Origin of the sequence: Siansivirga zeaxanthinifaciens CC-SAMT-1 (genome assembly GCF_000941055.1) — a bacterium.
GTDB classification, from domain to species: domain Bacteria; phylum Bacteroidota; class Bacteroidia; order Flavobacteriales; family Flavobacteriaceae; genus Siansivirga; species Siansivirga zeaxanthinifaciens.
This window is the reverse complement of the sequence record NZ_CP007202.1, coordinates 1566605-1580621: the sequence shown is the minus strand read 5'-3', so window position 1 is coordinate 1580621 and position 14017 is coordinate 1566605. Positions and strand designations below refer to the sequence as shown.

General features: G+C 34.5%; 12 protein-coding genes. 3 read left to right on the top strand and 9 right to left on the bottom strand.

Going from position 1 to position 14017, the window contains the following annotated elements:
- The first annotated feature begins 55 nt into the window (after positions 1 to 55).
- The 3 genes from AW14_RS07070 to AW14_RS07060 all read left to right on the top strand — a co-directional run bounded on the left by AW14_RS07070 (position 56) and on the right by AW14_RS07060 (position 3673).
- Positions 56 to 1390, top strand: coding sequence for a M28 family peptidase (locus AW14_RS07070; RefSeq protein ID WP_044638179.1), 1335 nt, complete (start codon positions 56 to 58; stop codon positions 1388 to 1390).
- 62 nt (positions 1391 to 1452) lie between these two features.
- Positions 1453 to 3102, top strand: a complete 1650-nt coding sequence (locus AW14_RS07065; protein ID WP_044638178.1) for a M1 family metallopeptidase — start codon at positions 1453 to 1455, stop codon at positions 3100 to 3102.
- Positions 3103 to 3106: 4 nt separating this feature from the next.
- Positions 3107 to 3673: a YdeI/OmpD-associated family protein gene (locus AW14_RS07060; RefSeq protein WP_044638177.1), complete on the top strand. Its 567-nt coding sequence runs from the start codon at positions 3107 to 3109 to the stop codon at positions 3671 to 3673.
- Positions 3674 to 3688: 15 nt separating this feature from the next.
- Here the strand turns inward: AW14_RS07060 and AW14_RS07055 are convergent, their stop codons facing one another.
- From AW14_RS07055 to AW14_RS07020, 9 genes are all read right to left on the bottom strand, one after another.
- The gene (locus AW14_RS07055; RefSeq protein ID WP_044638176.1) at positions 3689 to 4972 is read right to left on the bottom strand and encodes a glycosyltransferase; all 1284 of its coding nucleotides are present in this window, start codon (positions 4970 to 4972) and stop codon (positions 3689 to 3691) included.
- A gap of 15 nt (positions 4973 to 4987) precedes the next feature.
- Positions 4988 to 5197, bottom strand: a complete 210-nt coding sequence (locus AW14_RS15085) for a hypothetical protein (protein WP_245617631.1) — start codon at positions 5195 to 5197, stop codon at positions 4988 to 4990.
- A gap of 6 nt (positions 5198 to 5203) precedes the next feature.
- Positions 5204 to 7072, bottom strand: a complete 1869-nt coding sequence (locus AW14_RS07050) for an HAD-IIB family hydrolase (protein ID WP_245617630.1) — start codon at positions 7070 to 7072, stop codon at positions 5204 to 5206.
- Between the two features lie 227 nt (positions 7073 to 7299).
- Positions 7300 to 8766 carry a hypothetical protein gene (locus AW14_RS07045; RefSeq protein ID WP_044638175.1) on the bottom strand — a complete coding sequence of 489 codons (1467 nt, stop codon included), beginning with the start codon at positions 8764 to 8766 and terminating at the stop codon, positions 7300 to 7302.
- A gap of 3 nt (positions 8767 to 8769) precedes the next feature.
- On the bottom strand, positions 8770 to 9897 hold the full coding sequence (locus tag AW14_RS07040; RefSeq protein WP_044638174.1) for a vWA domain-containing protein: 1128 nt from the start codon (positions 9895 to 9897) through the stop codon (positions 8770 to 8772).
- A 90-nt stretch (positions 9898 to 9987) separates the two neighbouring features.
- Positions 9988 to 10665 (bottom strand): Crp/Fnr family transcriptional regulator, encoded by a 678-nt coding sequence (locus AW14_RS07035; RefSeq protein ID WP_044638173.1) that lies wholly within the window; start codon positions 10663 to 10665, stop codon positions 9988 to 9990.
- A gap of 44 nt (positions 10666 to 10709) precedes the next feature.
- Positions 10710 to 11546, bottom strand: a complete 837-nt coding sequence (locus tag AW14_RS07030) for a universal stress protein (RefSeq protein WP_044638172.1) — start codon at positions 11544 to 11546, stop codon at positions 10710 to 10712.
- Positions 11547 to 11631: 85 nt separating this feature from the next.
- Positions 11632 to 12684: a response regulator gene (locus AW14_RS07025; RefSeq protein WP_044638171.1), complete on the bottom strand. Its 1053-nt coding sequence runs from the start codon at positions 12682 to 12684 to the stop codon at positions 11632 to 11634.
- Positions 12684 to 13925: a PAS domain-containing sensor histidine kinase gene (locus AW14_RS07020; RefSeq protein ID WP_044638170.1), complete on the bottom strand. Its 1242-nt coding sequence runs from the start codon at positions 13923 to 13925 to the stop codon at positions 12684 to 12686. The genes AW14_RS07025 and AW14_RS07020 overlap by 1 nt, the downstream gene beginning before the upstream one ends.
- Positions 13926 to 14017 lie beyond the last annotated feature (92 nt).

Sequence of the window (14017 nt, the reverse complement as noted above, 5' to 3'; positions counted from 1 at the left end):
TCAAAAATTAATACTTGAAGCGCTTTTTTATTTTAAGTATTTTAGTAAAAAAAACATGAAAAAACTCCTCCTCGCTTTTGGTCTGTTTACATTATCTTTTGTAACAGCGCAAACCAACCAAAAAATTTACGACATTATTGATGCGGTCTCTGCCGAAAGAATAGAAAACGACATTACCACTTTAGTTAATTTTGGCACCAGAAACACCTTTAGCGATACCATTTCAAACACGAGAGGCATCGGTGCAGCAAGACGTTGGATAAAACAAGAATTTGAAAGTATATCTAAAAATTGCGATGCCTGTTTAAACGTTTTTTATCAAAAAGATTTTGTTACTAAAGATGGGAATAACCGGGTGCCTCATGATGCTTGGGTAGTTAATGTTGTAGCCATTCAAAAAGGAACAAAATACCCTAACAGATATATTATAATGAGTGGCGACATCGATTCTAGGGCTAGTGACACCATGGATTTTACAACCGATGCACCAGGAGCTAACGATAACGCTTCAGGTATGGCTGGCACTATGGAAGCTGCACGTGTTTTATCAAAATACAAATTTGAAAACAGCATTGTTTATGTAGGATTATCTGGAGAAGAACAAGGGCTTTTTGGTGGCGCAGGATTAGCAGCTTATGCCAAAGAAAAAGGTTGGGAAATTATTGGCATTTTAAATAACGACATGATTGGAAATATCGAAGGTGTCGATGGTGTAATTGATAATAGAACGTTTCGAATTTTCTCCGAACCAGTACCTCCAACAGAAACTGAGCGCGAGCGCACCTTAAAACGTTTTTACGGTGGCGAAGTGGATGGTATTTCAAGACAACTTGCACGATACATCCATAAAAATGTTAAAATATACATGCCAGAAATGAACCCGATGATGGTTTACAGACTCGACAGATTTGGTCGCGGTGGTCATCACCGACCTTTTAACGATCTTGGTTTTGCAGGCATTCGTATTATGGAAGCGCACGAAAACTACACACAACAACACCAGGATATTCGTGAAGAAAATGGTATAAAATATGGCGATGTTTTAGAACATGTTAACTTTAATTACGCAAAAAAACTAACGGCTGTTAATGCTATAAACTTAGCTAGTATCGCTTGGGCGCCTCCTAGTCCTAAAAAAGTTGCTATTGGCGGTATTGTTGAAGCCGATGTAAAATTTAAATGGGAAAAAGTTGATGGTGCCGTAGGCTATAAAATTTACTGGAGAGATACCACCTCGCCTACCTGGGATTATAGTCGTTATGTTGGTGATGTTTCAGAATTTACACTTGACGGCATCGTAATAGACAATTTTTTCTTCGGAATTGCATCTGTTGGAGCCAACGGATTTGAAAGTATTATTACTTTTCCTAACGATATCATTAGAAATTAACACCTTCTTATTATGCATTTAAAATACATTTTAAGTAATTTACTTTTTAAATTTAATTAAATATGAAGTGTAAATACTTAGCTATCCCCTTTCTGTTTTTATCCTTCTGTTTATCATCTTTTTCACAAAGTCTATTAAGTGAAAAAACAGAAGAATTTACCGAACAAGATACTTTAAGAGGCACCATAACACCAGAACGCTCTTGGTGGGATTTAACTTATTATCATTTAGATATAAAAATTAATCTAAATGAAAAATATATTTCTGGTAAAAACACCATTCAATATAAAGTTTTAAAGGAGAATTCATTAATGCAAATAGATTTGCAAGCCCCTTTAAAAATTACCAAAGTAATTCAAAACAATGAAGCATTAGAAGTAATACACAATGGCAATGCCCATTTTATAAAACTTAAAAACAAACAAAAAATAGGTACTATTGATAGCTTGGATGTGTATTACGAAGGCCACCCAAAAGAAGCAGTAAATGCGCCTTGGGATGGTGGATTTTCTTGGAAAAAAGACGAACATGGCAACGACTTTATAGCAACCTCTTGTCAAGGTTTAGGCGCCAGTGTTTGGTGGCCATGTAAAGACCATATGTACGACGAGGTAGACAGTATGCTTATAAGTGTGAATGTGCCTAGCAAACTTATGGATGTTTCAAACGGAAGATTACGCCGTGTAGAACAATTTGGAGATACAAAAACCTATCATTGGTTTGTAAACAACCCTATAAACAATTACGGTGTTAATGTAAATATTGGAAACTATGCCCATTTCTCGGAAGTTTATAATGGGGAGGGTGGTAATTTAGACATGGATTATTATGTGCTAAAAGATAATGTTGAAAAAGCGAAAGAGCATTTTAAAGATGCTCCAAGAATGATGAAAGCTTTTGAATATTGGTTTGGGCCATATCCCTTTTACAAAGACGGCTATAAATTAGTTGAAGTTCCTTACTTAGGCATGGAGCATCAAAGTTCTGTAACTTATGGTAATAAGTATATGAAAGGGTATTTAGGTCACGATTTATCTTATACCGGATGGGGATTAAAATTCGATTTTATAATCATTCACGAATCGGGGCACGAATGGTTTGCTAACAACATTACCAATATTGATATTGCAGATATGTGGATACATGAAAGTTTTACTAATTATTCTGAAAACTTATTTGTTGAATATTATTATGGTAAAAAAGCAGGTGCAGAATATGTTATTGGCACCCGAAAAGACATACAAAACGATCGCCCCATAATAGGGTTTTACAATGTAAATAATGAGGGGTCTGGGGATATGTATAATAAGGGGGGAAACATGTTACACACGCTAAGACAACTGGTAGAAGATGATGAAAAATGGCGACAAATTTTACGCGGATTAAACAAAACATTTTACCATCAAACGGTTTCAACCGAGCAAATTGAAAACTACTTAAGTAAAGAAACTGGTATCGATTTAACAGCATTTTTTAATCAATACTTAAGGACCATTAAAATTCCAACCCTAGAATATTCCATTAAAAACAAGGAATTAAAATACCGTTGGACAAACATTGTTGCCGATTTTGATATGCCTGTTAAAGTAACTTTAGATGAAAAAGAACAGTGGTTGTACCCCACAGAAACTTGGAAAGCCTTAAGTTTAGAATCTAAAAATTCTACATTTACAGTAGATCCTAATTTCTATATCAAAGTTTCAAAAATTTAATTCATTGGAATTACAAGAGTTATACTTTAAAACAGCTACCGAATGGCGAAACTGGCTTCATAAAAACCACGATACAACTCATGGTGTTTATTTAATATTCTATAAAGTAGCCCACGAAAATGATAGTATGCGTTGGGAAGAAGCTGTTAAAGTTGCTTTGTGTTATGGTTGGATAGATTCGACTGTTAAAAGTTTGGGTAACGGAAAGCGTAAACAATACTTTACACCTCGAAAAGACAAAAGTGTTTGGAGTGCTTTAAACAAAAGGTATATTGAAGAATTAATAGCCGATAATTTAATGCACGACAGTGGATTAAAAAAAGTTAACATCGCAAAACGAAACGGCAGTTGGACAGCTTTAGATGCTGTTGAAAATGGTATCATTCCAGAAGATTTACAACAAGCGTTTAACACTAATTCTGAAGCTTTTACTAATTACCAAAACTTTGCACCATCTTATAAAAAAAGTTATTTGTACTGGTTAAGCCAAGCAAAAAGAGAGGAAACAAGAAAAAAGCGCATAACTGAAATTATTCAATTATGCGCTCATAATATTAAAAGTAGAAATTAATTTTTAAATTAATTTTTACGTTGTATAAATACTGGATTCCATCGAACGTTGAGTTATCGAACTTGTAAAGACCGCTAAGATACGTTTTGCAATTCCTGTCCAACCAAAGTTACGTCTGGCAAAACGAGCACCTTCAACAGATAATTCATTTCGTAATTTAGGATACAATAATGGCATAGCCATCATGGTTCCAAACTCTACAGGTCTATGAGGGTCGGCAAATAATGCTTGATTACCAAAATCGATTAAATCGCATAAACCACCATGCACCGTAATAATACTTGGTGTTCCGCATGCCATAGCTTCAATAGCAACCATACCAAAAGGTTCGTATCGAGAAGGCATTGCAAAAATATTGGCAGCTCTATACACATTGGCTAAATCTTCATCGGCTATATAATTTTTCCAAGAAATTTTATCAGCAATACCTAAGTCTTCAGCAAGCTTTTTTAGTTTTTCTATCCCTTTATTATCTTGATCGGATTGGTCGCCCCCAATAGCGGCTACCAAACGAGCCTCGGGACACAATTGAAAAACAGTAGGTAATGCCTGAAATAATAAATCGTACCCTTTATTATGTGCCATACGCCCTAGCACCAGAATGTCGGTAGGTTGTATATCGTATTTTGCTCTAATTTTATCATTCTCTTTAGAAGGTACAGGATAAAACCTGTTTTCATCTATGCCCGGAGGAATCATGCCGCAATTACGAGGTAAAACATCATATTGTTTAGTTAGTAAGTCTACCTGTGGTAATGTGGTGGCTATAACATAATTACACATTTGGTAAACAAAATATTCTTTTCTTATACGTTCTTTAAAACGGTATGTTTTTTCCATTTCGGCTTCATCCATATCACTTCCCATGGTATGCTGTTTCCACCAACCCAAAGAATGCGGCGTATGTACATGAGAAATTCCCAACTCTTCTGCTATTTTTTGACCAGCCCAACCGGCATCCCAATAATGCGAGTAAACAATGTCGTACTTTTTTCGCTCTTTTTTAATTGCCGCCAAACAGTTTGTAACAAACTTTTTTAAATGGTCGTGCATGTCTTCTTTCCTAATAAATTTTTTACCACCAAAAGGAATACGCCATACACTGTAGTTTTCGTCTACATGATCGTATTCTGGTTGATCTTCAAACTGCCGAGTTACTAAATCTACTCTTTTTCCCAATCGGCTAAAACGCTCTGCTAATTCTAAAACATACACTACTTGTCCTCCTGTATCTGGTTTTCCTAATTCGGCATGAGCACCTACATATCCGTGCAAAGAGATCATTAAAATTGATTTCATAGTATTTTATTTTAGTTAATTAATAATTTTTAAATCGTTACAAGCCGAAATATACTGTGCTGCAGACCATGCTTGATAAGCCTTACCCATGGCGCGACCGGTAGTACCGTGTGCCCATTCTGTAAATTCCCAAGCATCAGTTAAACCTTCTTTATTTATTAAAGCTAGTTTATAAAGCTCTGAAATTGCAACATCTTTAAGTCCTAACTTATTAATGTATTTCACCCAAAATCAGCCAACAAAAGGCCAAATACCACCATTGTGATAATGGTTAGGCAAATTCAATAAATTTACGGTATAATAAGGTCGCCAATCTGGATCGCCAGGAGTTACAACAGGATATACATTCGATACCGGAAACGGATCGTTAACCCCAACTCCTAACATAAATTTAAGGGTTTGATGTGCTTTTTCTGAATCGAGTACACCATGTAAAAACGCCAAGACATTGCCAAAAACATCGCAACGCCAACTAAAATCGAAGGGCGTGGTTTGCTGTATTAAGTAAGGGGTATCTCCCAGCGTAAACTGGCGTTCTGCAAAGGAAACCGATGAGAATAATTTCTGCTGTGTAGATGGCCAAAAATTGAGTAAAATTTCCTTTTTAATAACTTGCGACCATCTAATATATTCGCCTGCTTGATCGTAATCACCAAGCATTTCAAGCATTCGACCAAAACAAACATTGGCACGATACCAAAGTATTTCGTCGTAAAGAATATTATAACTACCTCCAAACAAATCGGTCCAATCGCCTGCTTCAGGAATCTCTAAAAGCGCATCGTTGTTGCTATCATGAGCCCCAAGCCATCGCATGGTTTCTTTTATGCTGTCTATATGATTTCTTAAAAAATTAATGTCTTTTGTAACGTTTACATACTCGTAAAAAGCAATAACCACCCAAATACCACTATCAATCGAGCAAATACCTCCTACCCCAGAATAATCGGGTGCATTATCTTTAATTCTTACGTTTGAAGGAATTTGTCCGTTGCGAGAAATATGCTCAATAAGCGTTAATAAAGTTTGTCGTTGACATTGATGAATTTCTTCATCGTGAATAAGCGACAACGAGCCAATAACAGTTATGGCTCCATCCCTAGCCCAAACGCTATGATAGTTTTCGTCGGTACCATTTGGCACATTATCTTTTATAGAACATGCCGAAAAACCTAAAGGTGTGATATTCTTTTTTAGAGCTTCAACGGCGTGTTTGTAGCCTTCTTTAATTAATGCTATTTTTTCATTTTCATCTTCATTTGCAATATTATTTAACTCCTGTTGGATGAAAAAATCATCGGTATAATCGATGTTGAGGCACTCGTTAGCCTCCTCTGGTAAAATACCGTAATAAACCAATCCTTCAATAACTCCATCGCCAAAATTACCTTCTGAATGATAAATTTGTCTGTGTTTTGTGAACTTATAAAGTTCTTCATGGGCATTTGCAACCACAATACCTTTAATACCATCTAAATTAAACATCGCAGAATCATTACCGCTATCGCCTGCTACCAATACGTTTTCTGTGGTTAAATCTAATTTTTGAAGTAACCATTGTAAAGCGTTTCCTTTGTTAGCCCATTTGGGTAAAATATCTAAGAATTTCTCTCCAGAATACACCACATTAATGTGCATGTTTGCCTTTACAAAATCTTTTTCAATGTTTGAAATAAGTTCGGGTGTGGCATCATGAAAATAATAACTGCGTTTGTAAGAATGCTGAAATTTTGAAGGTTGCTGACTTATAGGATGGTTTATACTTTGAATAACTTCTTCAACAGATTCTAAATCCCAACCATCGTCTAACACATCATTAAATTCTTTAACAATACATTTTTGGTTATAATCGTAAATAAGTGTTCCTACACCAGCAATAATGTAATCTGGTTTGGGTAAAATCCCTTTTTTAATTAATTGAAGTACATCATCAATTAATCGTCCGGTGTTGTAGGCTAATAAAACATTGGAATGGTTATTATAAGTTTCCCAAACTTTAGGAAATCGGCTTTTTAAGGTATTAAAATCTAATAAGGTGTTATCAATATCGAAGGAAAGAAGTTTAATTTCGTGTTTTGTGTTATTTTTTGTTTCGGACATATTTAAGTTTGAAAAATTTTCAATTAAAAAAAGTGTCAAAGCAGGCCTGCTACTGACTTAGATATATCCCTAAGATACGAAAAAAAAAAGGAACCGCTTTTGCAGTTCCTTTCTAAATCGTTGATTTTCACCTAATTTTACGAGCTAAATTAGAGTATTAATATTTTAAAACTACTAAAAAAACTAATTTTGCAAAAACCCTACTAAATTTTTAATGATATTTTTTTCTAAATTCCGCTTATAAAACTACCGTAAGGATCTTTAAACTGAAGCCCTTCTGTAAAACGATGTTTACTTAATTGTTTTAATTCGGCTAAAGCCCAAAGCGCCAATTCTTTTACAAAATAACTATCTTCTTTAACCATGTTGGGTTGATATTTTGCTAACAAATCATCTAAAGGCGAAATGGCATCTAAAATACTTCTATATTCTTTGTCTCGTATATTATCTAACAATTCAAAGCCGTCTTTTTGGTTAAAAAACCAAGAAACGATATCGTCGTAAGGCCCTTCATCTTCTTGTTTTTTTAATTTTTCAATTTTAGGAAAATATTCTACGAAAATACTTTTTACCGCTTCACCAATTAAATTATAAGCTACAACAGCAGCACCTTCTTGCTCGCCCTCGTAAACCAATTCCACTTTTCCTGTTATGGATGGAATGATGCCTAGAAAATCGGATAACCGTATGGTTGTATTTTCATCTCCCGACATCAAGGCTCGACGCTCGGCTGTACTAATTAAATTTTCGAGGGCTGTAATACTTAGCCTGGCACTTACACCACTTTTGGCATCGATATAATCATTTTCACGCGCTTCAAATACAATTTGCTCTAATAAATCGCGCGCTAAATCTGGAACACGAACCGTTTCCTTTTGTGAGGTAACTACCCGGGCTTCCTGCTCGGTTATAAGGCGTGCGGTTTCAATATCGACAGGATAATGTGTTAAAATTTGAGACCCGATTCTATCTTTTAAAGGTGTTACAATACTACCTCTATTGGTATAATCTTCTGGATTTGCTGTAAATAAAAATTGAATATCTAAAGGCAACCTCAACTTAAATCCTCTAATTTGAATATCACCCTCTTGTAAAATATTAAACAAGGCCACCTGAATTCTGGCTTGTAAATCTGGCAACTCGTTAATTACGAATATGCAACGGTTGGCACGAGGAATCATACCGTAATGTATAACACGATCGTCTGCATAACTTAATTTTAAATTGGCTGCTTTAATTGGGTCGACATCTCCAATAATATCGGCAACAGTTACGTCGGGAGTTGCTAGTTTTTCGGCAAAGCGTTCGCTTCGGTGTAACCAAACTATGGGCGTATTATCGCCTTGTTCTTTTATTAGTTCGGTAGCATATCTGGAAATAGGTTTCATGGGGTCGTCGTTAATTTCAGACCCTTCTACAACAGGAATATACTCATCTAATAAGTTAAGCATTAAACGGGCCAATCGTGTTTTTGCTTGTCCGCGTAATCCTAAAAGATTGATGTTATGTCGCGACAAAATAGCGCGTTCTAATTCTGGAATAACGGTATTTTCGTAACCATGAACACCTTCAAACGTGGTTTCTTTGTTTTTTATTTTCTGAATTAAATTATCACGTAATTCATCTTTAATAGATTTACTTGTGTAACCTGATTTTTTTAATTCGCCTAATGTTTTTATGTTTTCTATTTTCATTTTTTATCCTCTAATTCTTTTTTTTCTGTTTGTTTCGTAATCTTCAAAAATCATTTCACCTAAACCTTTAATTCCGGTATAAAAGGCTTTGCCTTGGTTTGCTTCTGTAAATTCCCTAACAAACTGCATAAGGTAATTATCTTGAGCAATCATAAAGGTTGTAATTGGTATATGCAAACGTCTGGCTTGTTGGGCCATGGCGTAACATTTATTGGTAATGTAGGGATTTAAACCAACGCTATCTTTATAGTATTGACCGTCTGGCAAACGCAAGCAACTTGGTTTCCCATCGGTAATCATAAAAATTTGCTTGTTGGTATTTCGTTTTCTTCGCAGTAAATCCATGGCCAATTGTAAACCAGCAACGGTGTTTGTGTGGTAAGGTCCTACTTTTAAATATGGCAAATCTTTAATTTCTATTTGCCAGGCATCGTTACCAAAAACTAAAATATCTAAAGTATCTTTTGGATATCGGGTTGTGATAAGCTCGGCGAGTGCCATGGCTACTTTTTTGGCAGGCGTTATTCGGTCTTCGCCATACAAAATCATACTGTGGCTTATGTCTATCATAAGGACCGTACTCATTTGAGATTTATGAAGCGTTTCTTCGACCACCAAATCACTTTCAGATAAGGTAAAATCGCCAATACCATGACTAATTTGAGCGTTTTTTAAACTTTCGGTCATGGAAACTTTTTCGAGCGCATCACCAAATTGATAATTTCTAAAGTCGCCGGTATGCTCATCGCCTATTCCGGGACTTTTACTTTTATGATTTCCTTGTCCGCTGCGTTTAATTTTTCCAAAAATATGATCTAGCGCTTGCTGCCTTATGGCGCGTTCGGTTTTAGCTGTAATGGCCGTACCCGAATTGCCATCGGGGTCAATTTCTTCACGTATGTATCCTTTCTTTTTTAAATCTTCAATAAAATCGTCAATGGTATACTCGGCGGTTGTTAACTTATATTCTTTGTCTAATTCGCGAAGCCAATCGATAGCCTCATCAAAATCACCAGAAGTATGCGTTATTAATTCTTTGAAAATTTCGAAAAGTGTATCAAACGGAGACTGTTTGGGTGCTTCGTAAGTTTTAAAAACAAAGCCTTTTCTTAATTGTATATTCTTTTTCATAGCTGCTTAAAATTACAAAAAAATTAAGCAGTATGTAAAGTAAAAACGATTGGATTTATTTATGGCTGTAACGCCATTTATTTATATGAATTATTCGATACGTTTTAAACCCTCTAAATTATCGATACGAATTTGCTTCCCAATGGTAGATATAAAACCTTCTTTTTTAAACTGGGATAGAATTCGAATGGCCGACTCGGTTGCGGTACCTACAATATTGGCTAAATCTTCTCGAGATAATAAGACACTAAGTGTTTTATCTGGATTGACTCCAAAATTATCATGAATATAAATTAAGGTTTCGGCCAGACGTTGACGCACTGTTTTTTGAGCCATGTTTACAATAATATCGTCGGCATCCTTTAATTCGGCAGCCATTTCTTTTAGTAAATCGAATGTTAAATTGGGGTTTTGCTGCAAATCTGCTAAAATTTCACTTTTTGGAATAAAACAAACTTGCATATCGTTAAGCGCCACAGCTTGTAAATTTGAACTTTCTTCGGTTATTAAAGAACGCTGACCCAATAATTGCCCTTTTACAACCATTTTTACAATTTGGTCTTTACCGTTTTCACTTAGTTTAGACAGTTTACAGATACCATCCCGAACGCAATAAATACCATTAATCATCTCTCCTTCTTCGAAAAGCACTTCACCTTTTTTAATTATGCGAGATGTTTTGCAACCTGATATACGAATTAATTCCTCTTTTGTTAAGGATTTAAGTGCGTTAAATTGCTTGATAATACATAATTCACACTTACTCATAATAATTAATTTCAGGTTTTAATTAAATTTTAAAAACTGCCAAATTAGTGAAGCACTAAAAATGGCACTTCGTTATAATAGGTTATTTCTTTAGCTGTGGGATTAAATAGTAGTTTTTGAAAATAATTTAAGTTTTTCGCCAACATGGTAATTAAATTAATATTTCTACTATTAATAAATTGCTGCAAAGCATCGTCTAGATATTTATTTGTAAAAAACTCGAAACTATGTTCGTAGTCTGTAAAATAATCGTCTAGATAACTTCTGTTTTTTTGCTGATCGTCGTTTAATGCAGCTCCCGATTTATTAACATGTAACACATGAACAACCGAATTATTTTTTTCGATAATTTCTGCTATGGGTTGTAAAACTTCTATTTGATAAAAAATTGAAAAATCTGTGGGAAACACTATATCTTTTGGAGGCGTATAAGTAGCTTTTTCTGGCACCACCAAAGTCGTGCATTTTACTTTTGTTATAATATTACCAGTGGTATTGCCTACACAACTTTTTAATCTCGAGCCACCTTTGGTACTCATAACAATTAGATTTATTTTTTTTTCAACCACTTGTTTTCTAACGGCGTCTAAAATGCTGTTGTTATCTTCAACCGAGAAAAACTTATGCTTTAAATTATTAGGAAAGGTGTTTTTAATTTTTAAAAGCAGGTTTTTTAATTGCACTTTAGAAGGCGTTTCTAAGACAGATACAGCGCTATTTTCATCCGAAACAGGCACAGCGTTAACACCTTCAGGATTTCCTGAAGTATTAACGTTTAACAAATAAAAAGTACACGACGATTTACTAAAAAACTGAACTGCATATGCTATGGCATTCCAGGAATTTTCAGAGAAATCGGTGGGAATTAAAATGTTTTTCATGCCTAATAATCTTCTTAAACAAAAGTAAAGGCATGAATATTAAAGAAATATGACCAAAATCATAATTCTTCTTTATTTCAAAAAATTAAGTGATTTGGCTGAGTTTTTTAATATCTAAAATCTTGATGTTTCTGCCCTCAATTTCAATGAGGCCCATATCTTTAAAGCTAGACAAGGTTCGTATTAAACTCTCTAAAGCTATACCCGCAACACTGGCTAAATCGTTTCTGGAAATTCTAATAGGCTCGTTGGGTTTACGGTTAAGTTTTTCGGCAAATTTTAAAATTGTTGTTGCCGTACGTTTCTTTACCGAGCTGTAAGCCATTTGTAATAATTGTTCTTTTACTACTGTAAGATCGTCGCTTAAAAGCTCAATAAGTTCTAAAGTTACTTTATGGTTACTGTCCAGAACATTTTTTAATTCGTTTTTAGATAGAGCTACCACTTCGGTATCTTTCATAGCCTCGGCAGTTTCCTGGTATGGCACTTGATGTGTAAGCGAAGTATATCCGAAAAAATCGTCTTCTTTATGAAGCGCCGTAATAAGATCTTTACCTTGTTCGTCGAATTTATGGCATTTTACCAAGCCTTTAGTTATGAGGAATATATTGTTAGAATGTTGTCCTTCTTCATAAATAATTTCTTTTTCTGAAAATGTAATAACCTTGCCATTATCATCGAAAAAGTTTTTTAAATCGTTAAGATTTCTTAGCTCGTCTGGCGCTTCAACTTTCTCTGTATATTCCTTTCTTGCTTCTTCTTTTAAAATGGCTACCTTAGCCAAACGACTTTCTATGGCGCTTATAAGTTCATTTTCTTCAAATGGTTTTGTAATATAATCATCGGCTCCTAAATTCATACCTTTTCTAACGTCGCTGCGCTCTGTTTTTGCAGATAAAAATATAAAAGGAATGTGTTTCGTAATTTCGTTTTTAGATAAGCCTTCCAGCACACCATAACCATCTAACTCGGGCATCATAATATCACAAATAATGATGTTTGGCAATTCGGTTTTTGCTATGCTTAAACCTATTTTGCCGTTAGGTGCTGTTACTACCTCGTAGTTGGAAAGTTCTAGTAATTCGGCTGTATTTTCTCTTAAAATAATATCGTCTTCTATTAATAATATTTTCTTCATTACTTTGCTTTATTTGGAAATGTAAAAGTAAAAACACTTCCTTTATTTAGTTCACTTTCAAAATTTATTGTGCCTCCTAAATTCTCTAAATGGGTTTTTATAATATTTAATCCGATGCCTGTACCTTGAATTAACAAGGCATTTTCGGCTCTAAAATAACGATTAAAAATTTGTTTTTGATCGGCTTCTGGAATACCCATACCATTATCTTTTATGGAGAATGTGGTACGCTCGCTATCTTGTGTAATTTGAATATCTACGATGGTATTCTCTGGTGAATATTTTATGGCGTTATGGACTAAATTAGACAAGGTTAACTCTACTATTTTTTCGTCTTGGTGTAAAGAATAATCGTCTATATTCTCTGGATAATTTATAACCTGTCCTTCTTTTAAAAGAATATTGGTATTATAAATTACCTCGTTCACAACCTTGCTAATTTTGAAGGTTGAAAAACTATATTTCATTTTACCGGTTTCTAATTTTTCAATCGATAGAAAATCATTTAAAATATTATTTAGGTAATGTACTTTATCTGAAATTGTTTTTATGTGCTTGTCTCTTTTCTCTTGTTGTTCGGTTAATTTATATTTAGCTAACAACATGGCCGACGTTAGTATACCACTTAAAGGTGTTTTAAATTCGTGAGAAACCAGCGATAAGAATTTAGTTTTTAACTCGTTTAATTCCTTTTCTTTTTTTAAGGCGTTTTGAGTTCTGTTTTGAGCTTCTTTACGTTTTTTAATTTCTAAGTCGCGCTCTTCATTAACGGCTTTTAACGCATCAACCGTTTTTACCAATTCTTGTGTACGCTCGTTTACTTTTTCTTCTAATCTCGCATTTAATTGATGCAATTCTAATTCTTGTTTTTTCCGAATGGTAATATCTATAACCACCGCCATGACGTAATTCTTACCCTTAATTTCTAAAGGATTTAAGCCGGCCTCCACAGGAAAAATATGGCCGTTTTTATGAGCGCCATATAAATCGCGACCACGTCCCATTTGGCGACTTTGGTTTTGTTTCATAAACCCATCAACATGTGCGCCGTGTTGGGGCTTATATTGCGGAGGTATTAAAATTTCTAAAGGCTGATTAATGATTTCTTCCTTGGTGTAACCAAACATACTTTCGGCAGAGGCATTTGTCGAAACAATTTTCTGATTTCTATCGACCACAATAACACCTTCTGAAATCGCTTCAAAAAGGACATTAAAAATATCTTTTTGTTCTCCAAACATGAACTTTAAACTTATTTACAATTCTATAAACTTAAAAAACCTATTAATTTTTGATGTAAAAAGAGCATTAATAAATCTTAAAATTCTAAAAT